The following is a 25,385-nucleotide window of genomic DNA, read 5'->3' as shown; positions in this document are numbered from 1 at the left end:
GCGTACTCGATGAGGCTTGTGCGATGCGGTCATTTCACAGGCCGCTGCCGACGAAGTTGCGCAGTTCCTCGGTCCTGGGAGCGTCGAGCATCTCGCCAGGGCCTTCCTCCCAAACGGTGCCGCGGTGCATGAAGATGATCTTGTCGGCGACCTTGCGGGCGAAAGCCATCTCGTGTGTGACGAGCACCATGGTCATTCCGTCAGCGGCCAGTTTTTCCATTACGCGCAGGACCTCGCCGGTCAGCTCCGGATCGAGTGCTGAGGTGACTTCGTCGAACAGCATCAGTTGCGGAGACATCGCGAGCGACCGGGCGATGGCGACACGTTGCTGTTGGCCGCCGGAGAGCTGCGACGGGTAGAAGTCCGCCTTGTCCGACAGGCCCACTTGAGCCAGCACGGCGTGGGCTCGTTCGCGGACCTCGTCCCGCTTGCCTTTGAGAACAATGCGCGGAGCAAGCATGATGTTCTGCTCGACCGTCATGTGCGGGAACAGGTTGTAGCTTTGGAACACGATGCCCACATCGCGCCGCAGTTGGTGGAGGTCCAGCTTGGGCGAGGTGATCTCGTGCCCGCAGACATCGATGCGACCCTCGCTGACCGTCTCGAGCCGATCGATGCAGCGCAAGGCCGTGGTCTTGCCGGAGCCGCTGCGCCCGATGATCGCAACGACCGAGCCCTTGTCGACAGTGAAGGACACATCGTTGAGCACACGGGTGGCTCCGTAGCTCTTCGAGATCGACTGGACATTAACGATGGGCGACATTGAATTTCCTTTCGAGGCGCCGACTCAGCACCGACAGCGGGTAGCACAGGGCGAAGTACAGCGCTGCGACGAGCACGAAGATGACGAAGGGCTGGAAGGTGGCGTTGTTGATCACCTGGCCGGCACGTGCGAGTTCGACGAATCCGATGGCGGAGGCCAAAGAGGTGTTCTTGACGATTTGCACCATGAATCCGACGGTCGGCGGCGTGGCGATCTTCATGGCCTGGGGAAGGATCACGTGGATCAGTCGCTGCCCCCAGTTGAGCGCCAGGCACTCTGCGGCTTCGGCCTGCGTGCGCGGCACGGACTCGATGCAGCCGCGCCAGATCTCCCCCAGGTAGGCCGACACATAGATGCTCAGGCCGAGTGCGGCAGCGGTGAGCGGCTTGATGTTGAAGCCCAGCGTCGGCAGGCCGAAGTAGGCGAGAGACAGCAAGACCAGTAGAGGCGTGCCCTGGATCAGCTTGATGTAGAGCATCACGATCTGGCGGGTGAAGTTCGGCCCGTAGACGCGAGCGATCGCGACCACGAAGCCCAGGATTCCGCCACCGGAGAATGCAAGCAGGGTCAGGACGATCGTCCACCCGAAGCCGCTCAAAAGGAACTGGAGCTGGGGAAGAGACAAGGCGGTCATGGCATTTCTTCCTCAGACGGTCGTGCCTAGGCGTCGGCGGCGAGGGAAGGCGACGTAGCTCGCGCACCAGAAGACCAGTCGCATCACCAGCGAGAGCACCAGGTAGGCGGCAGCCACGATCAGGTAGGTTTCCACCGAGCGGAAGGTTTCGGACTGGATCCGGTTGGCGACCGCCGTCAGTTCCTCGGCAGAGATTTGCGAGGTGATCGACGAGGCCAGCATGAGCAGCACATACTGGCTGGTGAGCGCCGGGTAGACCCGCTCGATGGCCGGCGGTAGCACCACGTGGGTCAGAAGCTGACGCCGCGTGAGGCCCAGGCACTCAGCCGCCTCCAGTTGGCCCTTGGGAATCGACTCGATGCCCGCACGGACGATCTCCGAGGTGTACGCACCGACGTTGATCACCAGCGCCGCCGTGGCAGCGGTGAACGCATCGACTTTCAGGCCGATGGTGGCAAGCCCGAAGTACACGATGAATATCTGTACCAGCAATGGCGTGTTGCGGATCGTCTCCACGTAGATCGTGGTCAATCGTGCAAGCCAGGCGACGCGGCTCTTGCCGGCGACGGCGCAGAACACACCGAGCAAGAAGCCGAACACCGTCGCGGCCAGCGACAAGCCCAAGGTTGTTCCGGCGGCGTGCAACAGATCCGGCCAATAGGCCAGCGGGGCGCTGATGTCAAAGTCGTATTTCATGGCTCCTGTCCTGGTTCTGTGGGGATGTGCGCCTTGAAGGGCTGAGCCTGCCGAGGCAGCGTGGTCTGGCCAAATCGCTTTCCTGTCGTTTCGTATGCTCAAAAAATCGACACATCTTGGTAAGGCCACTTTACCCAATTGGCGGTCGTGGCCTTACCGTATATACCCTTGGTTGCCAACTGGCCGAGGACACGTTCCCTTCTGGCGGGGCATAGCTCCCCCTGTTTTCAAGCGCGCTTTGCGGGGTACACTGCGGGTCAATCGGTGGTAAGGTCACTCGCCACGCACGCATGTGGTAAGGCCGCCGAGCCTCTTTTTTGGAATGAAGGGCAAACGTGATCAATCAGCTCAAACCCGTCGATAACCGGCGGCTTTACCAGCAGATCGCCGACCAGATTCGAGCCCTCATCAAGGAGGGCGGTTTTTCGGAGGGCTCCCGGTTGCCCCCGGAGCGCGACCTCGCGCAACAGCTGGGCGTATCGCGTCCTTCCGTTCGCGAGGCATTGATCGCACTGGAACTGGATGGCAGCGTTGAAGTCCGCATGGGCGTCGGCGTTTATGTCTGCGCCCCGCCGGAGCGCGCATCGCAATCGACTGCATCGTTGGGCGAGAGTCCGATCGAGCTGATGCAGACCCGTTCGGCGTTCGAAGGTTCGGTGGTCGCGTTGGCATGCGGCCTGGCGTCGCCTGAAGGGATCGCGGCCGTATCGAAGGCGTTGGCGGAGATGCGTGCCGCGATCGAAGAAAATCGTCCGCCCTTGAAAGAAGACCGCGCGTTTCACCTGGCCATCGCCGCAATGACAGGCAACTCGGTCATGGAGCGCCTGGTCGGGGAATTGTTCGATGGACGCCACAGTCCCATCTCCTCCCGGCTCAGGGTGCGCTCGGAAAGCAGCGAAACCTGGATGGAGGCGCTGCGCGAACATGAAGGCATCTTGCGAGCCCTGGAAAGCCGGGACGTGCTTGCAGCGCAGACCGCCATGCGTTCACACCTTCAGGCGTCGCAGGATCGTTGGGTGGCATCCCGGCGGGAGTGGTCCTGATGCAGGTTCACCGTTCTATGCCGGCCAAGGCGTCAGGCGCGCAGTCGCATTGGGAGGACGCTCAATCCGGTGCTCTTGCTCTTGATCACCGGCTGGCCTGTCGGTGGGTCGTCAGGTCACCCCGCTTCATTCGAGCTGCACGCCCGCCGTCTTGATGACCCGGCCCCAGCGCATGCGCTCATCGCGTGCCGCGGTGCGGAATTCTTCCGGAGTGCCGGTCATGGCTTCGAAACCGAAGTTGCTGAAGAGGGCGACCACCTTCGGATGCGCGAGGGCCTTGTTCAGTTCGGCGTTGAGCTTGGCGACCACGTCGGCGGGCATGCCGGCCGGGCCGATCAGGCCCTGGAATGCGTAGGCATCGACGTCCTTATAGCCGCCTTCCCTGAAGGTCGGCACGTCCGGAAGGGCCTGGGCACGCCGGTTCGCAGCGATCGCCACCACATGGATCTTGCCGGCGCGGATGTACTGGAGTGACGAAGCCAAGTCCACCATCATGACTTTCACCTGTCCGCCCACCAGGTCCTGCAGCGCCGGCGCTGCCCCCTTGTAGGGAATATGGACCAGGTCGAGGCCGGCCTGCTGCTTGAACAGCTCCATGGCCATGTGGTGCGGCGTTCCGACGCCGGCTGAGGCGTAGTGCGCCTTGCCGCTGTTCTCCTTGGCATAGGCCACGAAATCCGCCAGCGTGCGGACCGGCAGCGAAGGATGCACGGCGAGAGCCACCGGCAGGCGCCCGATGCCGCCGATGTATGTAAAGTCCTTAGTGGGGTTATATGGGAGCTTGGCGAACAGGAATTCGTTGAACAGCAGGGCGCCGTTCTCCGCTTGCATGACCGTGTAGCCGTCGGCCTTGCCGTGCAGGAGCGCGGCGACGCCGACATTGGTGGCCGCGCCCGGACGGTTGTCGATCACGACGGGCGCGCCGAGCCCCTGCTGAATGACTTCGGCAAGCGTGCGCGCGATGTTGTCGGTGCCGCCGCCGGCCGCGAACGGCACGATCCATTTGATGGGCTGGGCCGGGAAAGACTGGGCCTGGGCCGTCCAAGCCGCCAGTGCTACGCAGGCAGCGAGAAGAAATTGCATCGGCTTCATGATGTCTCCGTGGGAGTGAGGTAGGAATGCGAGCGTGGGGTGCGCGACTCCAGCTCCAGCCGTGCCGCTTGGATGCAGCCGGAAGCTGTTTGATCACCCACTTGGTTCACCAGCAGGAGGATCAGCAGCGCATTGAAAGCCGAGGACTGTTCATCGCTCAGGCCGGCATGCGCGTCCAGGAGTTGTTCGTAGATGCCGTCCGGATCTTCGAGAGCGAGTGCGGTCTTCATTGGATTCCTTTGGCAGCAAGGCCCAGTGCCGTGCGCACCGCCGCCACCGGGTCATCGTGCTCCAGGGAGCCTGCCGCGGCCAGGTACGCGTCGGGTCGCAGCAAGGCCCAGCCCGAGGTCGCGGGCAGCATGCAGGCGCGTCGCAGCCGGCCTTCCGCGTCCACGATGTGGTCGATGCCGCCAGCTGAGGCCTGGCCTTCCTGCACGGCGATGCAACGCACGGGCAGACCCGCAAGGCGCTCGCGCTGAAGCGAATCGTCCGCTTGCCCCGGTCGCCCGAACAGCAGCAGTACCAGGACGTGGGGGCCACCGGATTCGAGCAGGTCGTTGAGCAGCGCCTGGGTCCCGTTCGGGCGGGTGAACCTCACGTTTTGCACCGATGTCCCGCCGTGCAGGCCGCAGACGGGTGAACGCGTGTAGCGGTTGGCCACCGCCATGCGCCCGGTATTGACGAACGAACGCGCGAAGGGGTGCTGGCGTGCCAGCGACAGCACGGCACTGCGGAAGAGCCGCTCAGTCGCGGTGCGCGCGCGCATGAAGCGTGCGGTGCGGTCCGTCACCGCGATGTTGACCAGAGCGGCTTCATGGCGCTCGTCGTGGTAGGTCTCCAGAAGCTCTGGGGGCGCCGCGCCGCGCGTCACCGCCGCCAGCTTCCAGGCGAGGTTGTCGGCATCAGCCACGCCGGTATTGCCGCCGCGCGCGCCGAACGGACTGACCACCTTGGCCGCGTCACCCATGAAGAAGAGCCTGTGGTAGCGCATGCGGTCGATGCATTCGCTGCGGTACATCCAGGGCCCCACCCAGAGGACCTCGACTTCGCAGTCCGCCCCGAACTGCTGTGCCAGGCGCTCTCGCACGATATCCTCCCGGCTGATCTCGCGGGGATCGGCGTCGGGTGCCATCTGGTAGTCGATACGCCAGACGCCGTCGCCCATCAGGTGCTGCCAGACCGCGCGGCCCTCGTTGAATGGCGCCTCGACCCACGTGTGGCGCTCCAGCGGCGGCTGGTCGGCAAAGCGGACGTCGGCAATGCACCAGCGATCATCGCTGCGCTGGCCCGACATCTGCGCGCCGGCCCAGGCGCGGAAGGGGCTGCGCGAGCCCGTGGCGTCGACAACGTAGTCCGCCTGCAGGACGTACTGCCCGGCGGGCGTCTGCACCTCCAGGCGTGCACCATCCTCGTCCATCCGGAAGCCTGTCACTCGGCTGCTCCAGCGCAGCTCGACGTGGCCGAGCTCCATGATTCTTTCGACCAGGTAGCCCTCCACGTAGAACTGCTGGATATTGATGAAGGGCGGCTGCTCGGACAGTTCGAAGCCCGGCTGCCGCTGCAGGTCGAACGCGTAGATCTCGTCGTCGTCGAGGTAGGTCCGACCGACGCGCCATTGGATTCCCTTGGCAGCAATCCGCTCGAAGATGCCCAGTCGCTGGAAGATCTCCAGCGACTTCTGCGTGTAGCAGATGCCGCGCGAGGAGGCGCCCTTGACCCCCACGGTGTTGTCCTCGTCCAGCAGCACCGCCTCGACGCCTTGTCGCGCGAGGGCGCAGGCCAGCGTCAGCCCGGAAAGCCCGCCGCCGACGATGGCCACCTGGCAGCGCCCGACCGTGCCTTCGACAAGCGCTGGCGGCGGAACGAACGGATATTCGGGAAGAGCGTAGCCCCTGCCCTGGCTGAACTCGTAGCCATTCGTGTACGGCGAAGCAGCGTAGGGCTGTTCAGCGGAACTCATGGTGTGGCGCACATCCGGTTGTGGCATCAGACGAGCGCAGCCCAGAGCTGCCGGTCTTTCTCGGTCGTCCAGATCTGTGGATGCCGCAGCCCGCGCAGCTCATCGAAGGCCCGCGCCACGTCGAACGGCAGCACGTGCCGGTACACGGGCCAGTCGCCGAAGCGGGCCGTGAGCTGGCGATCGGCCAAGTCGTAGCAGCCCTTCAGGTCCAGGCCCTGCGACAAGCCGTACCGCACGGTCGCGAGCAGCGTGACCAGAAAGTCCTTGTGCGTGTCGATCGCATCGGAAATCTCCTTGGGCGTTCGCATGGGGTTGCCCCGGCCGGGTACGAGTACCCGCGGCGCACACTCCCGCAGCCGCTCCAGCGTCTCCAGCCAGTCCGCCAGGTAGGCGTCGCCGCAATAGATGCCGCAGCGGTTCTCGATCAGGTCTCCACCGAACATGACGTCCGCCCCCGGAATCCAGCAGACCGCGTCTCCGGCCGAGTGCCCACGGCCCAGGTGCTTCAGGACGACCTTTTGGTTGCCCAGGTCCAGGGTGAGCTCGTCCTGGAAGGTGATGTGCGGCGTGGAAAGTCCCTCGATGACGTCGGCGTCCGCGAACAGCCGTGGCATGCGGACACGCTCGGACTCGTAGTCGGCCAAACCGCGCTCCTCGATCAGCGAGCCGGTGCCGCGGCTGGCGATGATGGTGGCGCCCTCGAATGCTGATACGCCCATGACCCGCACCGCGTGGTAGTGGGTGAGAAACACGTAGCGAACCGGCTTGTCGGTGATCTTGCGGACCTCCTCGAGCCAGCGCCGGGCGCTGGCTGGGGTGGCCGTGGTGTCCACTGCGAGCACGCAGTCGCGCCCCACCACGAATCCACAGTTGGGATCGGACGCGCTGATGTAGCCGTACACGTCGGGCGCGAGTTCGACCACCTGAGGACGTTGCTCGTTGAGGTCGGCACTGGATGCGAAGGGTTTGTTCATGGTTTGCTGGTTCCGGTGGTTGTTGAATCAGTAGGTGAGGGAGGGCAGGATCAGGCCCCGGCATTCGCCGAAGCCGATCGGCACATGCCCGGGTGCGGAGGCCCGGGCGCGCAGGACGACCTCATCACCATCGGCGAGCCAGCCGCGCGATTCCCCGCCAGAAAGCGCGAGCGGCGCGCGGCCGGCGCTGGTGAGCTCGGTCATGCAGGCGCGGCTATCGTCGTGTGGACCGGAGATCGTTCCGGTTCCGAGCAGGTCGCCCGTCTCGAGGTTGCAACCGTTGCTGGTGTGGTGGGCCACCATCTGGGCCGGCGTCCAACACAGATGGCGCAGTCCGGTTTGCGTCACTACGGCGGCAGCCTGGTTTCGTTCGCGCATCTGCCGGGTCGAGAGGCACGCGACAAGGTCGATGTTCCAACTGCCGGCCTGCGAGTGCCGTCCCACATCGAGGTAGGGCAGGACCGGCGGATGCGAAGTGGCGCGCTGCGGCGCGGCAACCCGGAAAGGCTCCAGCGCCTCCTGGGTGACGATCCATGGCGAGATGGACGTAGCGAAGTTCTTGCCGAGGAAGGGACCGAGCATCTGCTCCCACCACTGCACGGCCTTCGAGGACCAGTCGTTCAGCAGGCACAGGCCGAAGATGTGCCGGTGCGCGTCAGCAAGCTTGACAGGCAGGCCCTGAGGATTGCCTTGCCCGATGAAGATGCCCATCTCCAGTTCGAAGTCGAGCGCGTCCGCCGGGCCGAACACCACCCGACCGTCCGCAGCCTTCCACTGTCCGTTGGGGCGGCGTACCTCCGTGCCGCTGACGACGATGGAAGAAGCACGGCCGTGGTAGGCGACCGGAACCGATCGGTAGGCCTCCGGCACCGGGACGGCGAGGCCCTTGAGCCGTCCATTGCGCTCCGTGTGGTGCTCCGAGGCCAGGAAGTCCGTATAGCCGCGAATAGCGCAAGGCAGTTGCATCTGCACCTGCGCTGCGTCCCGGAGCACTTCGGGCGTCAGGCCTTGCGTTCGCGCGCCGGCTTCGGTGTCGTCGCACAGCAGGTCGAAGACGCCGGCACGCAAGGAAGACATTGCTTCCGCAGGCAGGGCCATCAAGGCCGCGAGTCCGCCCTCGTGTGCCACGGCTGCCGCATCGGCCGCCTCTGCGCGCAACAGCCGCGCGCTGTGCACGGCAAATAGGTCCAGTACGCTCTCGCCGATGGCGATGCCCACCCGGACTTGCGGGGATCCGGCAGCCTTGAAGCTGCCCAGCGGCAGGTTCTGCAGCGGAAAGTCGGTACCGACGGCGTTGGCCGACGCGAGCCAGCCGCGGCGCTGCGGATCGTGCGTGCGATTCAGCGGCATCGGTGCTCCAGAGCGTTGACTGCCGCGCCGTCTGTGACTGCAGCTGTCTTTTCCGCGGTCCACGCACGCAGGCGCGCATGCGCCTCGAGCTCGTAGCCCGTGACCTCGGCTTCGCTCGCGGTCGGCACAGTGAGTTCCAGCCGCAGGCCGTTCGGATCGAAGAAATAGATCGACTGCACGAAACCATGGTCGGTGGGGCCGAGCACCTCCACCCCTGCGGACTGCAGGCGGACCTTCATGGCCAACAGCTCCGGCAATGCGCGGATGTTGAAGGCGATGTGGTGGACCCAGGCCGGTGTGTTGGGAGACGGCTCGGCCGCTTGGCCATCACCCAGGTCGAAGAAGGCGATGCACGAGCCGTCCGCCAGCCGGAAGAACAGGTGCACGTAGGGACAGTGCTCGCCAGTGCTGGGGACCCTGTCGGCACGGATCACATGCGCCAGCGGCAGGCCGAGCAGGTCCTCGTAGAAATGCCGGGTCTGTTCGGCGTCGCGACACCGGGCAGCGTAGTGGTGCAGCCCGTGGATGGAGGGGCAGTCGCTCATGGCGCGGTGCGCCTCGTGCAAGTGTGTCGATGTGTCATGGGGCCGCAGTGTCGGCCCCCCGCGCTCACACGTCTGTCCCCTAGCAATGGGGACAAGGCGATCCGTTGCTCTACGCCGGCGGCGATCTCCGCCCGGACGCGTGCCACAGCGCCACGAGCGCGTGCCCGTTGGGCACTTCGATCTTGTCCAGCGCGCGCTTCTTGTAGGTCACGACGCTGCTGGGCTCGATGCCATAGGTCCTGGCGATCTCCTTCGCCGACAGGCCGCCCACGATGCCCGCGCAAACCTGTCGCTCGCGGGTGCTGAGGGCAGGAAAACGCGCCGCCAAGCGCTCGTCGAGCGAATCCTCCTGCGCGCCCGGGTTGCGGCCTGGCTCGTCTGCCATCTCGACATGCTTGCCTACCAAGGCCACCAGGATGTCGGCATTGGCGGCAAAGCCGCGGATCTCTTCGTCACTGAAGGGGCCATGCACCGCCCGGCGGTAGGCGCTCAAGAGCAAGCGCCTGCCTGCGACATCCGCGAGCACCGAAACACGATCCACCAACTGTGGCTGCTCGTAGCACACGGCCCGATACCAGGTGGGCGGGATGTGGCTCCACGCCTGCTGGGACACCACCGTGCCAGGCGTCTCTCGTTGCGCCCGGACGAGCCCGCCCAGTCCGGGATCGCTGCTCCAGTAATCGGACTCATAGCGGACACCGGCGCGTTCCGCAAAGGCGTTCCCGAGTTCGGTGACGGCTGTCGCAAATCGATAGTGCGGGCGGCCGACCTCGTCGAGAGAGAAGGCCGACAGCAGGTCCGCCCGGAAAGCGTCGCCGACGACGCCGAGCAGCGCAGGCCCAAAAGAGGGCTGACCGAGCGCCAGAATGGGTCGAGCGAGCAGACTCGTGAGTTGAGCCGCGGACTCCGGGCTGGACCTGAGAATCAGTGACATCCGATGTCCCTCATCGAGTTCCCTTTGCTGATGCACTCATGTATAGCAAAGTAGGCAATCTTCGGGAATCGGGAATAGTCCCGGCAGTAGCGCGACGTAGCGGGTCCCTCGCAAGAGCGAGGCGCACCCGCTATGTGCTGAGCAAGAGGAAGGCAGCGGTTAACTCAGGCATCGACGCCCTTCGATTCTTCTGCGATGAGTCGCTCCATGCTTCGACGCATGCGCACAGGTCCTGCATCGACAGGCAGAAGTACCGGCTTCATTGACCAGAATTCCTGTGTCCCGACAACGCGCTGCTGTGCCTCGACGACCGGCTTGTCCTGGTCGGCAAAGGCAATACGGCGACAGCGAGCCAACTCCGCGTCCAAGTCTGGGTCGACGACCGAGCCTGGTGGGCGGGCCGAAGCGAAGTGATAGTGCGTTGTCGACTCGGTCTCTGGCGTCAGCAGATGGATGCCAAAGAACCATGCGCCGTCGTCGCGAGAATGACCAGGAGCAGTGACACCGACGTCCAGCAAGTAGCAGCTCGGCGGTGTCCAGCGCATGTTTTGCCACGCGTCAACGGGCTTGCCGTCGTTGCGGAAGATCATGTTGAACACCGATGGAACATCGACGTCCTTCATCAACCGGTCGACGTGGAGGTGGCCCGACTCCTCGCGCACCGACGGTAGCGTCTTGACCATTTGGTCGCTGCCCAACAAGCCCTTGTGCAAGAACGCCACGTGGCTGAGGTCCAGAAGGTTCTCGCCCATCAGGATGTAGTTGGACTGCATGAGGATGTCGCCACGCGTGGTCATGAAGCCGCTATCGGAATCGAGCACACCGTAGTCGGGGATTCTTTCCGGATTGGCCTCTTGGTCACCCATCCAGATCCAGACAATGCTGTGGCGCTCGACGAGTGGGTAGGTCCGCACTCTGGCTGCCGCTGGGATCTTTCCGTCGCCGTGCGGATTCAAAACGCAGCGACCGGAGCAGTCGAAGCGAAGCCCGTGATAGCAGCATTCCACGGTGTCTTCGACGATTCGTCCCATGTGAAGTGGGATGAACCGATGGGGACAACGGTCTTGCATGGCCGCGACCTGACCTTTCGAATCGCGCAGGAGCAGCACATCCTCACCAAGAATCTTGCGAGGCAACAGTTCGCCGGGCTTGAGTGCATCGCTCCAACTGGCCACATACCAGGCGTTTTTCAGGAAAGCCATTGAAATCTCCTCTGGGTTTCGGTACCGGCTCAGCAAAGCATTGCCTTCTCCTTGCTGGCTTGCCACAACACAAACAGAGCACACGGTGCAGGGAACTGCGCGCAGCGGCGCTAAAGATCGAGCACCAGCACGGGCGTCCTCGAGCGCGAGCAGCAGGGTGTGAACTGGTCGTTCGCCGCATGCTCCGCGTCCGAGAGATAGACGTCGCGATGATCCGGCGTTCCCTCCAGCACACGCGTGAGACAGGACCCGCAGACACCGGACTCGCACGAGAACGTGATATCGATGCCTGCACCCAGCAGAACTTGCAGGACGGTCTGGTTCGCCTCGACCCTCAGCGAGTGACCCGAGTGTGCGAGGCGCACCTCAAAAGCGGCGTCCGCAATTGAAGCTGCGGCCGATGCGGCGAAGTATTCGCGATGAAGGCGGTCCTCGGCCCAGCCAAGGCGCCGCGCCGTGCCGAGCACATGGTCCATGAAGCCGGAGGGCCCGCAGACATACAGGTGCGTTCCGGGCAGGGAATTCGCCAGCACATGGTCGGCGTCGAATTTCTGCGCCGGCTCGCCGTCGTCGAAATGGAAGCTGACCTTATCGGCAAAAGCCCCAGTCCCGATCTCGTCGCGAAATGCAATGCGCGCGGGAGAGCGCGTGCAGTAGTGCATGTGGAAGCTGCGGCCCTCGCCGTTCAGCGCGCGCGCCATGGACAGGATCGGCGTGACGCCGATTCCCCCCGCGATCAGGAGGCTGTGGCGCGCCGGAACAAGCGGGAAGTGGTTGCGCGGCTCGCTCACCTGCAACGTGGTGCCCGGACGGACGTGGTCATGCATGCCGGCGGAGCCCCCGCGCGAAGCTGCCTCACGCAGCACCGCAATGCGCCAGCGACGCCGATCGGCCGGATCGCCGCACAGCGAATACTGGCGCACGATGCCCGGCTGCACGTGCACATCGACATGCGCCCCGGCGGCGAACGGCGGCAGCTCGTCACCGTGCACCGCCTCGAGCTCGAAACTGCAGATCCCTTCGGCTTCCTGCCGCCGGCTGCAAACGACCAGATTCAGCGCTTCCATTGCTTCATTCCCTTGGTTTCTCAAGCGCCCAGCGCGCGCCGCACGAGCGTCTCGGCCGAACCGTCGTCGCGCAGTCCCAGCGCGCGCGAAGGCGCATCGTCCAGCTGCGGATAGCGTCCGAACACGTTTTCAAGTCCGGCTTGAGGGGCGAACCGCACCAGCTGCCGGCGGTCCTCTCCGTACAGCGCCGCGCACGTGTCGATCACCTGCGCGATGGACAGCCGCAGCACGGGCAGGGGCCATGCCCGGGCGGGATCAGCCTGCGAGACATCCATCACGGCCGCGTGCAGCAGGTTCTCGGCACAGCACTGCGCCGACATCCACCAGGCCGTGGCCTGCGGCGACACCGGGCAGATGAATGGCTCCCCGGCGGCGAGCGCATGCAGGATGTCGCTCATGAACGCGGACGCCAGGCCCGAGGGCGCGCGGGGCCTGGCGACGATGCCGGGCAGACGGACCGAACGCCCGTCCAGCAGGCCCCGGCGGCTGAAGTCGGCGAGCAGGATCTCGCAGGCAAGCTTGTGCGCGCCATAGGTGAGCGGGGGGCGAAGAGGCGTCTCGGGGCCGACCCGCTCGGGGAGGCTGCTCCCGTAGACCGCGATGCTGCTGGCGTAGACGACCACGGGTGGCTTGCCATCAGCGGCCAGCGTTTCGAACAAGGCCAGCGTGGCGTCAAGGTTCACGCGGCGCCCCAACGCGTAGTCCGCTTCCGCCGCGCCGCCCGGCACGGCGGCGAGATGGAAGACCACGGCCGGCGCGAAATCGCGGATCTGCTGCAGCAGCCGCGCGGAGCCCAGGTCCCCTTGCAGCGCCAGCGTGCCTGGGGGAACGTCGGCAAGCCGCTGATCGGCCAGCGCAAGGGCGCTGATCGGCTGCTGGCCGATGCGGCCGGTCGTGCGCAGCAGCGCCGCCAGCTGGGCGCCGATGAAGCCGCCCGCACCTGTGACAAGCACCTTCATCTCAGTCCTCGAAGATGCCGACCGCCCGCGTCCAGCCGGCTGAGGCGCTGCGGATCTTGTGGGGAAAGCAGCAGATGGTGAACCCATGGCCCGGCAGCGACTCGAGGTTGTGCAGCTTCTCGAGATGGCAATAGCCGATGTCCTTCCCCGCCTTGTGGCCCTCCCAGAGCAGCGACCTGTCGCCGGTCTGCGCGAACCTCGTGGCGGTGTACGAGAACGGCGCGTCCCAGCTCCACGCGTCGGTGCCCGTGAGCCGCACGCCGCGCTCCAGCAGATACATCGTCGCTTCGTAGCCCATGCCGCAGCCCGCATTGACGTAGTCGCCATGGCCGTAGCGCGACCCGGCCCGCGTATTGACCACCACGATGTCGAAGGGCTTCAGTTCGTGGCCGATGCGCTCGAGTTCCGCCGCCACCTCGGCCGCCGTGCAGACGTGGCCGTCGGGCAGATGCCGGAAGTCCAGCTTCACGCCCGGGCGGAAGCACCAGTCCAGCGGCACCTCGTCGATGGTCATCGAGGGGCGCGGGTCGCCCAGCTTCGCATCCTGCGTGGAATGGAAGTGGTAGGGCGCATCGAGGTGCGTGCCGTTGTGCGTGGTCAGCCGCACCCATTCGGCCGCCGCCGCTTCCTGGTCCGGGTAGTCCTGCGGCTGCGTGCCCGGGAGCAGCTTCATGAACTCCGGCAGCGTGTCGCCGTGCTTCTGGTATTCGATCTTCGGCGCCAGCATGGGCGGGTCCGAAAGCACGTCGTTCTCGAGGTAGATCGACAGGTCGACGAATCGTGGCATTGGCTTACCTCGCTCCTTCCGGCAGCTCGGCCCGGACCACGCGCTGGTCGATCGCGCCGAACACGGGCCGGCCTTGCCAGCGGGCTTCCATGCGCACGCGGTCGCCGAACTTCATGAACGGTGTCTTGGCTTCGCCCTGGCCGATGGCTTCGATCGCGCGGCGCTCGGCGATGCAGGCAGAGCCGTTCTTCCCGGATGCGTTCGAGACAGTCCCGGAGCCGATGATCGTCCCCGCGCGCAGACGCCGGGTGGCGGCCGCGTGCGCGATCAGCTGGTCGAAACCGAAGTTCATCTCGCCGCCGTTCGGATTGCCGAACCATTGGCCGTTGTGTTCCACCTGCAGGTCGAGGCCGATGCGCGCATCGCGCCAGGCGTCGCCGATTTCGTCTGGCGTCACGACCACCGGCGCAAAGCTGGACGAAGGTTTCGCCTGGAAGAAGCCGAAGCCGGTGCGCATCTCGCGCGGGCCGAAGGCGCGCAGGCTCACGTCGTTGATCTGCACCAGCAGCAGGATGCGGCTGTGCGCCAGCGCCGCGCCGCTGCCCATGGGAACGTCGCCGACGATCACGCCGAACTCTCCCTCGAAGTCGATGCCGTGCGCTTCGTCCGGCAGCGGGATGTCGTCGTGCGCCCCGAGCATGTCATCCGACCCGCCCTGGTACATGAGCGGAATCGTGTCCATGTCCGGGATGGGCGGTATGTTGAAGGCCTTCTCCATCAGGCGCCCGTGGTTCAGGAAGGCCGAGCCGTCGCACCATTGGGGCGCGCGCGGCAGGGGCGCTGCGGCCTGGCCTGGCTCGAAATCGAATGCGCCCTCCGCCTGGCCTTCGTTCAGGCGTTCGTACAGCGCGAGCAGCCGCGGCGCGCAAGCGTCCCAGGTCTCGACGGCGGCCAGCAGGCTGGGCGCGATCGGGCCGGCATCGGCGGCGCGCTGCAGGTCGCGCGATACGACCACCAGGCGGCCGTCCTTGCTGCCGTTCTTGAGTGTCGCGAATTTCATGCGGAGCAGATCTCATTCCAGTGGATGGGTGCCAGCCCGGCGACGGGCGAGCGGAAGCTGGGCAAGGTGGTGCCGCGGAGGCTCCCGAGGTAGACGGTGCGCAGGTCGGGTCCGCCGAAGGTGATGCTGGCCATCCAGGGCGCGAGCGTGCCGGCGCAGGCGCCCATGATCTCGGGCGTGAGGGTGCGCGCTTCGTAGTGCTCGTTGAGCTTCCGTGCCGCTTCGGGATTGCTGTCGTCCAGCAGCATCAGGACCTCGCCTTCGGGGGTGATGGCGATGAGCTGATCCGTCATCACGAGCGTCACCCAGAGATTGCCGTGCGCATCGAAGGCGAAGCCGTCCGGAAAGCCCGGCAGCGAGCTCGGGCCATACACTTCCCTGTGCGTCAGGGAGCCGTCTTCCTGAACCCGCAGGCGCGAGATGTGCCGGCCGTTGCTCTCCACGACGTACAGCCATTCCTCACGCGCATCAAGCCGAACCTCGTTGGTGCCCTCGAAGCCGTCGGCGACGATGCGCACGCCCTTGTTATCGATGAGGGCGATGTAGCCGTCACGGGCGCGCGCGTTGACGGAGTCGGTCCATGGTTGCATGCGCGTGGTCACCGTGAGCCACACCCTGCCGCGGCTGTCGCGCAGCACGAAATTGGCCTTGCCAATGGGTTGTCCGTCGATGCTGTCGAACAGGCGGCGTACGTGCCCTTCGCGCGTCATCAGCTCGACTGCGTCGCTACCCCAGTTGGCGATGACGAAATCGCCGTTGGGCAAGAAGGCCATGCCGTTGGGCAGCGAGCCCTGGCTCTGCACGTAGCGTGTCTGGAAATCGGTGGAGGTCGCCGCCGCGGCGGATTGCTGCGGCACGATGAGGCGCTGGCTGCCGTCGGGCGCGATGCGCATCACGCCGCCGCGCGCATCGGCGGCCCACAGCGTGCCGTTCTTTTCGGCGAGGATGCATTCGGGACGCTGAAGGTCCTGGCCGATATGGCGGACGGCGTCGGGGTCGACCTGCCAGCCTTGCAGTGGATTGCTCTTTGTCATGGCGACAGGAGCATAGGGACCGCGGGCCCGCCGCACCAATGGCGTTTCGCAATGCGAGCCATCGGGCGGCGCGATACCTGCCACTATGATCGCGCCATGCGGCACCAACGCGTCGACCTCAACCTGCTCGTGGCCCTGGATGCGCTGCTGGCCGAGCGCAGCGTCACGCGCGCCGCCGAGCGCATGCACATCACGCAGTCCGCGATGAGCGGCGTGCTGGCGCGGCTGCGCGAGCACTTCGACGACCAGCTGCTGGTCCCCGTCGGCCGGACCCTGCGCCTGACGCCGCGTGCCGAAACGCTCGTGCAACCGGTGCGCGACATCATCATGCGGGTCGATTCCACCCTCGGCGGTCGGCCGGACTTCGAACCCTCGACGGCGCAGCGGCACTTCACCATCATCGCGTCCGACTACCTGTCGCACGTGCTGCTCGCAGATGCGCTGCGGTGCATCGCGCAGGAGGCGCCGGGCCTGAGCTTCGACATCCGGCCCAGCGGCTCCGGCATGGTCCAGGACCTGGACCAGGGGCGGATCGACTTCCTCATCACGCCCGCGCACCTGACGCTCGACGAGCATCCGCAGGCGGTGCTGTTCGAGGACACCTACCAAGTGATCGCCTGCCGGCAGCATGCGGACCTCGAGGATGGCATCACGCTGGAGCAATACCAGGCCCTGGGCCACGTGGTCTATCAGAACGACAGAGGCACGAACCCGTGGTTCGAGCAGTGGTATGCCAACGAACATGGCGATACGCGGCGCATCGAGGTGGTCACGCACGGGTACGGGGTCATGCCGCGCTTCATCGTGGGAACGCGCCGCATCGCCACCGTGCAGACCCGGCTGGCACTGCAGTTCGAGCAAGCCACGCCGGTTCGCTTGCTGCGGCCTCCGATGGAGACGCCGCGGCTGACCGAGGTGCTGCAGTGGCACCGCTACCGCGCCGACGATCCCGGCGTGCAATGGGTGCGCGACCGGCTCATCGCGACCGCACAGGCGCTGCCGAAGATCTGAGCGCTTCAATCGACTTGCTGCGCCAGTGCGGACGCGAGGCGGCGTTCCCGCGCACCGGTGAAGACCAGGGCGGACAACACGCCGGTGCACGCCACGATGATGCCCAGTGCCGGGTAACCCATCAGCTTGACCGCCGAGCCGCCGAGAAGGGGACCGATGGCGGCGCCGATCATCAGCATTGCCGGCGTGGCCGCCACGGCCCGGCCGCTGGCGTCGTGGCGTGCCAACAGGCCGAACAGGAAGGTGTGCGTGAATACCGCCACCGCGATCAGCGTCGAGACCAGCGCCGCGTAAACGGGAAAGGAGGAGGTGTGCGTGACGGCGAACGCGATGGCCGCATGCAGCAGCGGCCCGGCCACCACCACGGTCTCGGCGCGCAGCCGGTGCTGTAGCCAGCCCGCCAGCGGCGCGGGCAGCAGGTTCACGATGCCTGCGGCGACCAGCACGCCGGTCACGGCCGTGCTGCCGTAGCCGCGGTCCGCACCGATGCGCTCGACGAAGCTGAACATCGCGGCCTGCGCCAGGGCCAGCAGGCCCATGCCGACCATCCCGAACCAGACTTGCCGCGGCAGCCGCGCTTGACTCGCGCCGTGCCGGTGCGTCGTGTCGTCGACCCGCGGAAAGCCGATCGCAGCCGCCACCAACGCCACCAACATGACAGCGGCGAACAGCGCGAAGAGCGCGGCTCCCCCGTGCGTCGCCACCAGCCTGGAGCCTCCGCCCAGCATCAGGATGCCGAACAATGCAAGTGCGAAGCCGGCGGCGGCGAACAGCCGGTGCGGATTGGCGCTGCGTCCGATCAACCCGTGCGTCACGCTCAGTGCACAGCCCGCGCCCAGCCCGCCGGTGAAGTGCAGGAGGGCCATCACCGGGTAGCTCGTCGACAGGCTCACTCCGAAGAAGGACAGTGCGGCCACCGCGAATCCGGTTGCGGCGGCCGCGCGCAACGGCACGTGCATGAACTTCGGCGCAAGCAGGACGCTGCTGGCCACCTGGCCCGCGAGGAACAGGCTGGCCAGCAGCCCGGCCTGCTGCGGATCGAAGCGGTACCAGCCGATGAGGGCGCCCATCCAGACAGGCAGGGACACCAGGTCGAGCATCCCGGCGCAATGCGCGACGAGCAAGGCCCCGCGGCGGGTTCGGGTGAAGTCATTCATTGGCTTGCCTCCAGTGTGTTCGGATCGACGGTCAACCACCCGTCTGCGCTTTCCACCAGTGCGACGCGCGTCAGCGCCTGGCCCAGGCACGGGCCGAGCACGCACATCCCGGTCTCGATCTCGAACTGCGCCCCATGGGCGGCACAGACGATGCGGCTCGCGTCGGCGTTCAGAAAGGCGTCCTTGCGCCAGGCCATCGAGGTGTCCGCCCAATGCGGGCAGGCGTTGCGGTAGGCATGAAGGCCGTTGCGGCGGACCACGAACAGGGTGTCGCGGCCGCGCGAAACCGGATCGAAGCCACGGGCGGTGCCTTCGGGCAACTCGCTCGTGTGGCAAAGGCGCACGAGATGGTTCATCTGCTCACGCGGTGCGCCCGCCCAGGGTCTCGGCGACCCAGTCGGCGATGTAGTGGCCGGCGTTGGCGCTGTTGTCGAAGCTGGAGTGCTGCACCCCGCCCTCGCGCTCGGTGAAGATCTTCAGCTCTCGCTTGGGACTGTTGACCAACTGCTCGTAGGTGCGTTGTGCCCACTTCATCGGAATCTGCGAATCCTTTTCCCCGTGCGTCACCAGGAAAGGGACCTTGATGCGATCCAGCACGCCGTCGAGGTGGACGTTCTCGGCGATACGCATGAAGTCGTCGAGATCCCCGGCTCCCCATACCCACTGCACGTGATGCCAGTAGTGCGGCACGGGGAGGCTGCCTTCCTTCTGCAATCGCTTCTTCTGCACGTCGCGCCAGTCGTGGTTGGCCCCCCAGACCACACCGCAGGCGAAGCGCGGCTCGAAGGCGACGGCGCGCGGGCAGAAGTAGCCACCGAGCGAGACGCCTTCGAGCCCGATGCGTTCACGATCCACGTCATCGCGCGTTTCGAGCCAGTCCACTACGCGGCTGGCCCAATGCTCGCTGTCGAAGCGCGCCGCGAGACTGTGCAGGCGCAAGGCTTCGCCGCTGCCCGGCTGGTCGATCACCAGCGACGAGATGCCGCGCCTGGCCAGCCATGCCGGCAGCCCGACCCGGTACTTCATTTCCTTGGTGGAGTCCAAACCATTGAGCTGCACCAGCACCGGCGCGCGGCCGGCCACGCCCTCGGCGCGGACGTACAGGCCCGCGATCACCTTGCCTTCGTACGGAATCTCGACGCGTTCGCAGTTCTCCCTGGCGAGACTGACGCCGCGCGTGAACACGTCGAGAAAGCGCCGGTACAGCGCCAGCCGGCCCGGCGCGCCATGGGCCTGCAGGCGCTCGCAGGTGATGAGATAGGTCGCCGCGCGGTTGTACTTCTCGCCGGCCGCGAGCAGCCGCCCGCGCGCTTCGTCCTCTTCGGCCAGCGCGCACAGCTTGTCGGCCATGCTGGCCCAGGTCTCGCGAAACGCCTGCGTGCCTGCGGCATCGGGCGCCTTGGCCGCCTCCTGGAGCGGGGCGCACATCGCTTCGATCTCTCCGATGCGCGCGCCCATCTCTATCGCGAGGTCGACGGACAGGTTCCAGACGTAGTTGGTGGGGAAATAACGGAACAAGAAGATCTCCAGGAAAGTGAAGGGGTCAGGCGGCTGCCTCGGCCTGAGCAAGGGCCGTGAGTTTGCGGCGGGCGCGCACGGCGCCGGCATCCGGCGCCAGCAGGACCGGCTTGAGCGACCAGAAGTCATGCTCGCCGATGCGCCGCTGCTGGGCCTCGAGCATCGGCTTGTCCTCATGGCGGAAGATGTGCTCCACCATCGGACGGATGGCGGCATTGGCTTCGGGCGAGATCGCGAAGTCGCGCGTGGCCCAATACCAGTAGTGCGTGTGCCCGGGGCCCTCGGGCGTGCCCAGATGCAGGTTCAGGGTCGTGACACCCTCGCTGCGCGGTTCTCCTTGAAGGGTCGCGCCGACGCAAAGCAGCATGTTGGAGGGCGCGGTCCAGGTCACCTCGGTCCATTGGTCGGTGGGCTGGCCCTGCTGGCGCAGGTGCGTGTCGAACGCGCGCGGCGCGATGTCGCCGCTGGAAATCCATGAAACCCTGACGCTGCGTTCCGACAGGTCTTCCACGGTCGCCTTCACGCGCGAGATTGCGCCGCTACCCAGCGTGGTCGGGTGCAGGAAATCGACGTGCGACAGGTCGAGGATGTTATCCACCAGCAGCAGGGTGTCGCAGGCGGTGGGCAGGTAGCCGCGGAAGGACGAATGCTCGGGCGCGGCCGCGACGGCGCTGAAGTCGGGAATCAGCACTTCGTCGGCGAGTGCCGGCTCGCCCATCCAGATCCAGAGCAGGCGATGACGCTCGCGCACCGGATACGACTTCACGCAGGCAGCCTTCGGGATCGCGCCGTGAGGATTGCGCACGCAAGTCCCCGAGCCGTCGAACGTCAGACCATGGTAGCCGCACTGAATACCGCCTTCGCGCAGCGTGCCCGCCGACAGCGGCGCGAATCGATGCGGGCAGCGATCCTCCAGGGCCCTGGGCGTGCCGTCGGGCTCGCGGAACAGGACCACACGTTCGCCGAGATAGGTGCGCGGCAGCAGCGCTCCGCGCTGCAGCTCCTCATCGAAGCCTGCCACGTACCATTGATTGCGCGGGTAATTCGTCATTCGTCGCTCCTGTTCAGACAATGGGATCAAGCGCCGGCCGCCTGTTCGGCGGCAAGCAACTGGTCCAGCACGCGCCGGGCGCGCACCGCCGGCGCATCGACATCCAGCAGCACCGGCTTCATGTCCCAGAAGGCGCGGCCCGCCAGCGCGCGCTGCTGGGCCTCGACCATGGGCTTGTCTTCTCGAAGGAAAGGCTCGCGCAGGCCCGCCACGTTGCGTTCGGCCGCTTCCGCGGCCCAGTCGCCCAGCGACTTCGGCAGCGCCAGCGCATAGAAGTAGTGGGTCTTCTGCTCGGAGGCCGGCGTGAACAGGTGGACCTGGGGCGTCTGGATGCTCTGCTCGCGCGGCGTGCCGGAGACCGCCATGTCGGCTTGCAGGTACATGTACGAGGGGGCATCCCACCGCACGTCCAGCCAGCGGTCGCAGGGCGCCTGTTCGGGCAGGCCCGTCGCCTGATAGAGGAAGGCCGGCAGGATCTCGTTGCGCACGAAGCGCCGCGACCAGACGGTGTGGCCCTCCTGCGAAACCATCGTCTTGCCCTCGCCGGACTGCCCCGCGCCCAGGCTGCCCGGATGCAGGAACTCGATATGGCTGAGGTCGAGGATGTTGTCGCTCTCCAGCACGTAGTTGGCGTCGATGTCCATCTGCGCCTTGCCCACATGCCAATGCTCGGTGTCGAGGAAGGGATAGCTCGGGATCAGGCCGGCATCGGCGCGGCCGGGCTCGCCGAGCCAGATCCACAGCAAGCTCCAGCGCTCGACGACGGGATACGCCTTCACCGCGGCACTCGCGGGGATGCGGCCGTCGCCATGCGGGTTGTGCTTGCACTTGCCGTCTGCCCCGAAGCGCAGCCCGTGGTAGCCGCACTGGATCGATTGCCCGCCCTCGCAGAGCGTGCCCATGGACAGGGGGGCGAAGCGGTGAGGGCAGCGGTCGAAGAGCGCGTGCGGGGAGCCTTGCTCGTCGCGATAGAGAACGACCGGTTCGTCGCAGATCTGCCGCGCGAGCATCCCGCCGGGCTGGACCTCGTCCGACCAGCCGGCCACATACCAGACATTGCGCAGGTAAGCCATGTTTGTTTGTCCTTTCAGGTTGGCGCCAGCGGCGGCGCCGCTGCAGGCTGGGCCTCGGCCGGGGCGCGGCGCGCCGGCACGAGCAGGAAGTGGGCGAGGGCTGGCAGCAGCACCAGCGCGCCCAGCATGTTCCAGAGGAACATGAAGGCCAGCAGCAGCCCCATGTCGGCCTGGAACTTGATCGGGCTCGCCACCCAGGTGACGACGCCGATTGCGAGCGTGACGCCGGTCAGCATCACGACCTTGCCGGTGAACTGGAGCGCGCGGTAGTACGCCTCCGACAAGCTCATTCCCGCGCGCATCTGGGCAAGCGTCACGGACAGGATGTAGAGCGCGTAGTCGACCCCGATGCCCACGCCCAGCGCAATCACCGGCAGCGTGGCCACCTTCACGCCCATGCCGAGCGCCACCATGAGCGCCTCGGCCAGCACCGAGGTCAGCGCCAGCGGGAGCACCGCGACCACCACCGCGCGCCAGGAGCGGAAGGTCACGAAGCACAGCAGCACCACTGCCCCGTACACAAGCAACAGCATTTGTCGCCAGGCCTGCTTCACGACGATGTTCGTCGCCGCCTCGACTCCCGCCGATCCGGCCGCCAGAAGGAACTGCACGTCCGCCGTGTCATTGGCCTGCGCGAAAGCCTCGACGTGGCGCACCACAGCGCTGAGGGTTTCCGCCCGGTGGTCCCGCAGGAACACATAGGCGGTCAGCAGGCCGCAGCTGTCGTTGTACAGCCCCCGCGGCGCACCCGCGGTGACGGTGTTGAGCATGTCCTGGTTCGGCAAGAACTCGTACCACTTCGGATTGCCTTCGTTGAGCCCGGTGAGCATGCGCCGGTTCAGCAGGGCCAGCGTGTTCGTCGTCTCAACGCCGTCCAGTTGCCTGAGCTCCCACTCCAGGGCGTCGACCTTGTTCAGCGTGTCGTAGCTCGAGCATCGGCCTTCCGGGGTCTTCACGAGAACGGCGAGCACATCGCTGGAGGCGCCGTAGGCCGTGTTCATGAAGGCGACATCCTGGTTGTAGCGACTGCCGGGCCGCAGTTCCGGCGCGCCGGGATCGAGGTCGCCGATGGACAACTGCGTGCTGATCGCCACGCCCAGCAGCCCGAGGACGGCCGCTGCGCCGACGGCCGCAGCCGCGTGGCGGCGCCGGGTGAAGCGGTCGAGCCAGGCCCACAAGGGGTGCTTTGCCGCCGGGCGCGCGACGCCTTCTTCCGCGCCCAGGCTGCGACGCGCCGCCTTCGGGCTGACCCCAAGGTACGACAGGAGGATCGGAAGCAGGATCAGGTTCGTGAAGATCAGCGCCGCGACGCCCAGCGATGCGGCGACCGCCAGCTCGCGAATCACCTGGATGTCGATCACCAGCAGCACGGCGAAGCCCACTGCGTCCGCGAGCAATGCGGTCAGGCCGGCGAGGAACAGGCGGCGGAAGGTGAGACGCGCCGCCACCAGCTTGTCCGCGCCGCGTCCGACATCCTGCATGATGCCGTTCATCTTCTGCGCACCGTGGCTCATGCCGATGGCGAACACCAGGAAGGGCACGAGGATCGAGTACGGGTCGAGCGAGTAGCCGAGCGTCGGAAGCAGCCCGAGTTGCCAGACCACGGCGACCAGAGACGCTGCGACCACCAGCAGGGTGGAGCGAACGCAGCGCGTGTATCCGTACACCATGGCTGCTGCGATCGCGACGGCGAGCAGGAAGAATGCGAGTACGGCGCGCACGCCCTCGATCAGGTCGCCGACGACCTGGGCGAAGCCGGTGACGTGGATGCGCATGCCCTGCGCCTCGTACTTCGCGCGCAGCGCTTCGATGTGGCCGGAGAAGCGCGCATAGTCAAGCTGGCGCCCTTCGGCATCTCTCGCCAGCAAGGGAACGTAGATCACGCTGGAGCGAGCATCGAACGCGACCAGTTGCCCGATCTCGCCTGAGCGAGCAATGTTGGCGCGCAGTTGCTCCAGCGAACGTGGGGAACCGTCGTAACCGTCCGGAATGACGGGTCCGCCCTCGAGCCCTTCCTCTGTCACCCCGACCCAGCGCGTAGTCGGCGTCCAGAGGGATTTCATCTGGTTCCGGGCGACGCCGGGAAGGAGGAACACCTCGTCGCTGAGCTTGCGCAAAGTGGCCAGGTAGTGGTCGTCGTAGATCGTGCCGCCCGGGTTCTCCACGGCGATGCGCACGGCATTGCCCAGGCCGTCGAGCTCGCCCTGGTACTTCAGGAAGGTGCCGATGTACGGATGATGCGTGGGGATGGTCTTTTCAAAGCTGGCGTTGAGTTGCAGCTTGCTGGCCTGCCAGCCGAACACGGCGGTCAGCAGCAGGCACAGCGTGACGATGAGCGCGCGATGGTTGAACAGGGCGCGCTCGACCAGTGATCCTGAACGCGCATCGAAGGCCTCTGCGGCCGGGGCAGGAAACTTGGCATTCATTGCGACACCCCTTTGCGGGCCTCATCGGTGCTGCGCAGACCCACACGCAGCGCGCCCTGCACGGACAGCGCGAGCACGCGCGCGCGCTCCAGCGGCAGGACGAAGTTCAGTGGCGGCAGAGCAGCCGCGCTCAGCGGCTTCAGCATGCCGTCCGACAGGCCGAGGATCATTCCCGCCTGGTTGGCGAACAGCGCTTGCCCGTCCGGTCCCTGTGCCGAAGCCGTGATCGACACAGGCACAGGCGAGGCGAGCTGGGTCCAGCTGGCGCCGGCATCCGTCGAGCGCCACGCATTGCCGCGCAGCCCCGCGACGATGACTGTCCGGTCATCCTTCAGCTCTGCGGTGAAGAAGCTGCCGCCGTACGGCGTCGCCACGCGCCTGAAGCTCTGGCCGCCGTCCAGCGACTGCAGCAGAAGGCCCTGCTCGCCCGCGATGACGATGCGGCTGCCGCGCTGGCGAACGGCATACAGATGGAGTTCCTTGGGGTTGTCGAGACGCCCTTGCCAGGAGGTCCATGTCGCGCCCCCATCCTCGGTCGCCAAGGCCAGGCCGTAGGCACCCACGGCGAGGATGCGTTTCGCATCGAAGACGAGCAGATCGAGCAGAGGCTTGTCCGGGCCGTCATCCACCAGCCGTTGCGCGGATTTCAGGGCCGCCGCATCACCACCGGCCTTCGCCTGTGCCAGAAGCACTTGCGCAAGCTGCCGGCCGTCCAGCCGGCGGGTCCAGGTCTGGCCGCCGTCGGTCGTGCCGAGCACCGTGCCGCCATGCCCGATCGCGTAGCCGTGGGCTTGATCGGCGAAGCGCACGGCGGTCAGCGTGACGCTGACCGGTACGGGCGCCTGGCGCCAGTGTTGCCCGCCGTCTTCAGAGAGCACGACGAGGCCCCGCTCGCCGACCGCGACGATGCGCGAGCCGGCCTGCGCCGCGGCCAGCAGCACCGAGCGCTCCGGCTGCCGGGCGACGAGGGCAGGGCGCTCCAGCGCGTCGGCCGCGGGAGCGGCGGCATGCCCTGCCAGCGGCGCAACAGCGAGGCCGAGCATCAGCAACGCCCGGCCCAGCCCCGGACGGCAGCCGTGCTTCAAGAGTTCTTGCATGGCGTGGACTTG

The 25,385-nt window shown here is 66.5% G+C and carries 25 protein-coding genes; 2 read left to right on the top strand and 23 right to left on the bottom strand.

Annotated features, from left to right (window positions below; all coding sequences use genetic code 11):
- Positions 1-34: 34 nt before the first annotated feature.
- Genes ACAM54_RS26975 through ACAM54_RS26965 form a run of 3 tightly spaced genes read right to left on the bottom strand, consistent with a single transcriptional unit; the run spans position 35 to position 2,093 of the window.
- A complete protein-coding gene (locus ACAM54_RS26975; RefSeq protein WP_369651699.1) occupies positions 35-763 on the bottom strand; it encodes an amino acid ABC transporter ATP-binding protein in 729 nt (242 codons plus the stop codon).
- Complete coding sequence (locus tag ACAM54_RS26970) at positions 747-1,397, bottom strand: amino acid ABC transporter permease (RefSeq protein WP_369651700.1); 651 nt, start codon at positions 1,395-1,397, stop codon at positions 747-749. Before ACAM54_RS26970 ends, ACAM54_RS26975 begins: the two co-directional genes overlap by 17 nt.
- Before the next feature lie 12 nt (positions 1,398-1,409).
- On the bottom strand, positions 1,410-2,093 hold the full coding sequence (locus ACAM54_RS26965; RefSeq protein WP_369651701.1) for an amino acid ABC transporter permease: 684 nt from the start codon (positions 2,091-2,093) through the stop codon (positions 1,410-1,412).
- A 335-nt stretch (positions 2,094-2,428) separates the two neighbouring features.
- Here ACAM54_RS26965 and ACAM54_RS26960 point away from each other — a divergent pair, with 335 nt between their 5' ends.
- Positions 2,429-3,136 (top strand): FadR/GntR family transcriptional regulator, encoded by a 708-nt coding sequence (locus ACAM54_RS26960; RefSeq protein WP_369651702.1) that lies wholly within the window; start codon positions 2,429-2,431, stop codon positions 3,134-3,136.
- Between the two features lie 126 nt (positions 3,137-3,262).
- On the opposite strand, the gene ACAM54_RS26955 is transcribed toward ACAM54_RS26960, so the two are convergent.
- The 13 genes from ACAM54_RS26955 to ACAM54_RS26895 all read right to left on the bottom strand — a co-directional run bounded on the left by ACAM54_RS26955 (position 3,263) and on the right by ACAM54_RS26895 (position 16,040).
- Positions 3,263-4,228, bottom strand: a complete 966-nt coding sequence (locus ACAM54_RS26955) for a Bug family tripartite tricarboxylate transporter substrate binding protein (protein ID WP_369651703.1) — start codon at positions 4,226-4,228, stop codon at positions 3,263-3,265.
- A complete protein-coding gene (locus ACAM54_RS26950) occupies positions 4,225-4,458 on the bottom strand; it encodes a DUF2783 domain-containing protein (RefSeq protein ID WP_369651704.1) in 234 nt (77 codons plus the stop codon). The genes ACAM54_RS26955 and ACAM54_RS26950 overlap by 4 nt, the downstream gene beginning before the upstream one ends.
- Positions 4,455-6,188 carry an FAD-dependent oxidoreductase gene (locus tag ACAM54_RS26945; RefSeq protein ID WP_369651705.1) on the bottom strand — a complete coding sequence of 578 codons (1,734 nt, stop codon included), beginning with the start codon at positions 6,186-6,188 and terminating at the stop codon, positions 4,455-4,457. The genes ACAM54_RS26950 and ACAM54_RS26945 overlap by 4 nt, the downstream gene beginning before the upstream one ends.
- Positions 6,189-6,214: 26 nt before the next feature.
- Positions 6,215-7,162: an MBL fold metallo-hydrolase gene (locus ACAM54_RS26940; protein ID WP_369651706.1), complete on the bottom strand. Its 948-nt coding sequence runs from the start codon at positions 7,160-7,162 to the stop codon at positions 6,215-6,217.
- Positions 7,163-7,189: 27 nt separating this feature from the next.
- The gene (gene fahA, locus ACAM54_RS26935; RefSeq protein WP_369651707.1) at positions 7,190-8,512 is read right to left on the bottom strand and encodes a fumarylacetoacetase; all 1,323 of its coding nucleotides are present in this window, start codon (positions 8,510-8,512) and stop codon (positions 7,190-7,192) included.
- Positions 8,503-9,057, bottom strand: a complete 555-nt coding sequence (locus tag ACAM54_RS26930) for a VOC family protein (protein WP_369651708.1) — start codon at positions 9,055-9,057, stop codon at positions 8,503-8,505. Before ACAM54_RS26930 ends, fahA begins: the two co-directional genes overlap by 10 nt.
- Before the next feature lie 109 nt (positions 9,058-9,166).
- Positions 9,167-9,991 (bottom strand): helix-turn-helix transcriptional regulator, encoded by an 825-nt coding sequence (locus ACAM54_RS26925; RefSeq protein WP_369651709.1) that lies wholly within the window; start codon positions 9,989-9,991, stop codon positions 9,167-9,169.
- Between the two features lie 164 nt (positions 9,992-10,155).
- Positions 10,156-11,193 (bottom strand): Rieske 2Fe-2S domain-containing protein, encoded by a 1,038-nt coding sequence (locus ACAM54_RS26920; RefSeq protein ID WP_369651710.1) that lies wholly within the window; start codon positions 11,191-11,193, stop codon positions 10,156-10,158.
- Positions 11,194-11,303: 110 nt separating this feature from the next.
- Positions 11,304-12,260 carry a 2Fe-2S iron-sulfur cluster-binding protein gene (locus ACAM54_RS26915; protein WP_369651711.1) on the bottom strand — a complete coding sequence of 319 codons (957 nt, stop codon included), beginning with the start codon at positions 12,258-12,260 and terminating at the stop codon, positions 11,304-11,306.
- 20 nt (positions 12,261-12,280) lie between these two features.
- Positions 12,281-13,219 (bottom strand): NAD-dependent epimerase/dehydratase family protein, encoded by a 939-nt coding sequence (locus ACAM54_RS26910; protein ID WP_369651712.1) that lies wholly within the window; start codon positions 13,217-13,219, stop codon positions 12,281-12,283.
- A 1-nt stretch (position 13,220) separates the two neighbouring features.
- Entirely contained in the window at positions 13,221-14,006 is a 786-nt protein-coding gene (locus ACAM54_RS26905; protein ID WP_369651713.1) for a cyclase family protein, read from the bottom strand.
- Positions 14,007-14,010: 4 nt separating this feature from the next.
- Entirely contained in the window at positions 14,011-15,006 is a 996-nt protein-coding gene (locus tag ACAM54_RS26900; protein ID WP_369651714.1) for a fumarylacetoacetate hydrolase family protein, read from the bottom strand.
- The gene (locus ACAM54_RS26895) at positions 15,003-16,040 is read right to left on the bottom strand and encodes an SMP-30/gluconolactonase/LRE family protein (RefSeq protein ID WP_369651715.1); all 1,038 of its coding nucleotides are present in this window, start codon (positions 16,038-16,040) and stop codon (positions 15,003-15,005) included. Before ACAM54_RS26895 ends, ACAM54_RS26900 begins: the two co-directional genes overlap by 4 nt.
- 96 nt (positions 16,041-16,136) lie before the next feature.
- On the opposite strand from ACAM54_RS26895, the gene ACAM54_RS26890 reads away from it, so the two are divergent.
- Positions 16,137-17,051 (top strand): LysR family transcriptional regulator, encoded by a 915-nt coding sequence (locus tag ACAM54_RS26890; protein ID WP_369651716.1) that lies wholly within the window; start codon positions 16,137-16,139, stop codon positions 17,049-17,051.
- A 5-nt stretch (positions 17,052-17,056) separates the two neighbouring features.
- On the opposite strand, the gene ACAM54_RS26885 is transcribed toward ACAM54_RS26890, so the two are convergent.
- The 7 genes from ACAM54_RS26885 to ACAM54_RS26855 are packed head-to-tail and all read right to left on the bottom strand — an operon-like array spanning position 17,057 to position 25,373.
- Positions 17,057-18,208: an MFS transporter gene (locus tag ACAM54_RS26885; RefSeq protein ID WP_369651717.1), complete on the bottom strand. Its 1,152-nt coding sequence runs from the start codon at positions 18,206-18,208 to the stop codon at positions 17,057-17,059.
- On the bottom strand, positions 18,205-18,564 hold the full coding sequence (locus ACAM54_RS26880) for a Rieske (2Fe-2S) protein (protein WP_369651718.1): 360 nt from the start codon (positions 18,562-18,564) through the stop codon (positions 18,205-18,207). The genes ACAM54_RS26885 and ACAM54_RS26880 overlap by 4 nt, the downstream gene beginning before the upstream one ends.
- Before the next feature lie 4 nt (positions 18,565-18,568).
- On the bottom strand, positions 18,569-19,726 hold the full coding sequence (locus ACAM54_RS26875; RefSeq protein ID WP_369651719.1) for an alpha/beta hydrolase family protein: 1,158 nt from the start codon (positions 19,724-19,726) through the stop codon (positions 18,569-18,571).
- Positions 19,727-19,751: 25 nt separating this feature from the next.
- Positions 19,752-20,777 carry a Rieske 2Fe-2S domain-containing protein gene (locus ACAM54_RS26870; protein ID WP_369651720.1) on the bottom strand — a complete coding sequence of 342 codons (1,026 nt, stop codon included), beginning with the start codon at positions 20,775-20,777 and terminating at the stop codon, positions 19,752-19,754.
- 26 nt (positions 20,778-20,803) lie between these two features.
- Positions 20,804-21,850: a Rieske 2Fe-2S domain-containing protein gene (locus ACAM54_RS26865; protein WP_369651721.1), complete on the bottom strand. Its 1,047-nt coding sequence runs from the start codon at positions 21,848-21,850 to the stop codon at positions 20,804-20,806.
- 14 nt (positions 21,851-21,864) lie between these two features.
- The gene (locus ACAM54_RS26860; protein ID WP_369651722.1) at positions 21,865-24,276 is read right to left on the bottom strand and encodes an RND family transporter; all 2,412 of its coding nucleotides are present in this window, start codon (positions 24,274-24,276) and stop codon (positions 21,865-21,867) included.
- A complete protein-coding gene (locus ACAM54_RS26855; RefSeq protein ID WP_369651723.1) occupies positions 24,273-25,373 on the bottom strand; it encodes a WD40/YVTN/BNR-like repeat-containing protein in 1,101 nt (366 codons plus the stop codon). The genes ACAM54_RS26860 and ACAM54_RS26855 overlap by 4 nt, the downstream gene beginning before the upstream one ends.
- Positions 25,374-25,385: the final 12 nt, after the last annotated feature.

This window comes from Variovorax sp. V93 (assembly GCF_041154485.1).
Taxonomy (GTDB): Bacteria; Pseudomonadota; Gammaproteobacteria; order Burkholderiales; family Burkholderiaceae_C; genus Variovorax; species Variovorax beijingensis_A.
The sequence above is the reverse complement of the archived record's forward strand: the minus strand, read 5'-3'. Positions and strand labels throughout refer to the sequence as shown.

Bases quoted from the DNA above. Each gene is read 5' to 3' on its own strand.
- ACAM54_RS26975 (WP_369651699.1), bottom strand. From the start codon at position 763: ATGTCGCCCATCGTTAATGTCCAGTCGATCTCGAAGAGCTACGGAGCC.
- ACAM54_RS26970 (WP_369651700.1), bottom strand. From the start codon at position 1,397: ATGACCGCCTTGTCTCTTCCCCAGCTCCAGTTCCTTTTGAGCGGCTTC.
- ACAM54_RS26965 (WP_369651701.1), bottom strand. From the start codon at position 2,093: ATGAAATACGACTTTGACATCAGCGCCCCGCTGGCCTATTGGCCGGAT.
- ACAM54_RS26955 (WP_369651703.1), bottom strand. From the start codon at position 4,228: ATGAAGCCGATGCAATTTCTTCTCGCTGCCTGCGTAGCACTGGCGGCT.
- ACAM54_RS26950 (WP_369651704.1), bottom strand. From the start codon at position 4,458: ATGAAGACCGCACTCGCTCTCGAAGATCCGGACGGCATCTACGAACAA.
- ACAM54_RS26945 (WP_369651705.1), bottom strand. From the start codon at position 6,188: ATGAGTTCCGCTGAACAGCCCTACGCTGCTTCGCCGTACACGAATGGC.
- ACAM54_RS26940 (WP_369651706.1), bottom strand. From the start codon at position 7,162: ATGAACAAACCCTTCGCATCCAGTGCCGACCTCAACGAGCAACGTCCT.
- fahA (WP_369651707.1), bottom strand. From the start codon at position 8,512: ATGCCGCTGAATCGCACGCACGATCCGCAGCGCCGCGGCTGGCTCGCG.
- ACAM54_RS26930 (WP_369651708.1), bottom strand. From the start codon at position 9,057: ATGAGCGACTGCCCCTCCATCCACGGGCTGCACCACTACGCTGCCCGG.
- ACAM54_RS26925 (WP_369651709.1), bottom strand. From the start codon at position 9,991: ATGTCACTGATTCTCAGGTCCAGCCCGGAGTCCGCGGCTCAACTCACG.
- ACAM54_RS26920 (WP_369651710.1), bottom strand. From the start codon at position 11,193: ATGGCTTTCCTGAAAAACGCCTGGTATGTGGCCAGTTGGAGCGATGCA.
- ACAM54_RS26915 (WP_369651711.1), bottom strand. From the start codon at position 12,260: ATGGAAGCGCTGAATCTGGTCGTTTGCAGCCGGCGGCAGGAAGCCGAA.
- ACAM54_RS26910 (WP_369651712.1), bottom strand. From the start codon at position 13,219: ATGAAGGTGCTTGTCACAGGTGCGGGCGGCTTCATCGGCGCCCAGCTG.
- ACAM54_RS26905 (WP_369651713.1), bottom strand. From the start codon at position 14,006: ATGCCACGATTCGTCGACCTGTCGATCTACCTCGAGAACGACGTGCTT.
- ACAM54_RS26900 (WP_369651714.1), bottom strand. From the start codon at position 15,006: ATGAAATTCGCGACACTCAAGAACGGCAGCAAGGACGGCCGCCTGGTG.
- ACAM54_RS26895 (WP_369651715.1), bottom strand. From the start codon at position 16,040: ATGACAAAGAGCAATCCACTGCAAGGCTGGCAGGTCGACCCCGACGCC.
- ACAM54_RS26890 (WP_369651716.1), top strand. From the start codon at position 16,137: ATGCGGCACCAACGCGTCGACCTCAACCTGCTCGTGGCCCTGGATGCG.
- ACAM54_RS26885 (WP_369651717.1), bottom strand. From the start codon at position 18,208: ATGAATGACTTCACCCGAACCCGCCGCGGGGCCTTGCTCGTCGCGCAT.
- ACAM54_RS26880 (WP_369651718.1), bottom strand. From the start codon at position 18,564: ATGAACCATCTCGTGCGCCTTTGCCACACGAGCGAGTTGCCCGAAGGC.
- ACAM54_RS26870 (WP_369651720.1), bottom strand. From the start codon at position 20,777: ATGACGAATTACCCGCGCAATCAATGGTACGTGGCAGGCTTCGATGAG.
- ACAM54_RS26865 (WP_369651721.1), bottom strand. From the start codon at position 21,850: ATGGCTTACCTGCGCAATGTCTGGTATGTGGCCGGCTGGTCGGACGAG.
- ACAM54_RS26860 (WP_369651722.1), bottom strand. From the start codon at position 24,276: ATGAATGCCAAGTTTCCTGCCCCGGCCGCAGAGGCCTTCGATGCGCGT.
- ACAM54_RS26855 (WP_369651723.1), bottom strand. From the start codon at position 25,373: ATGCAAGAACTCTTGAAGCACGGCTGCCGTCCGGGGCTGGGCCGGGCG.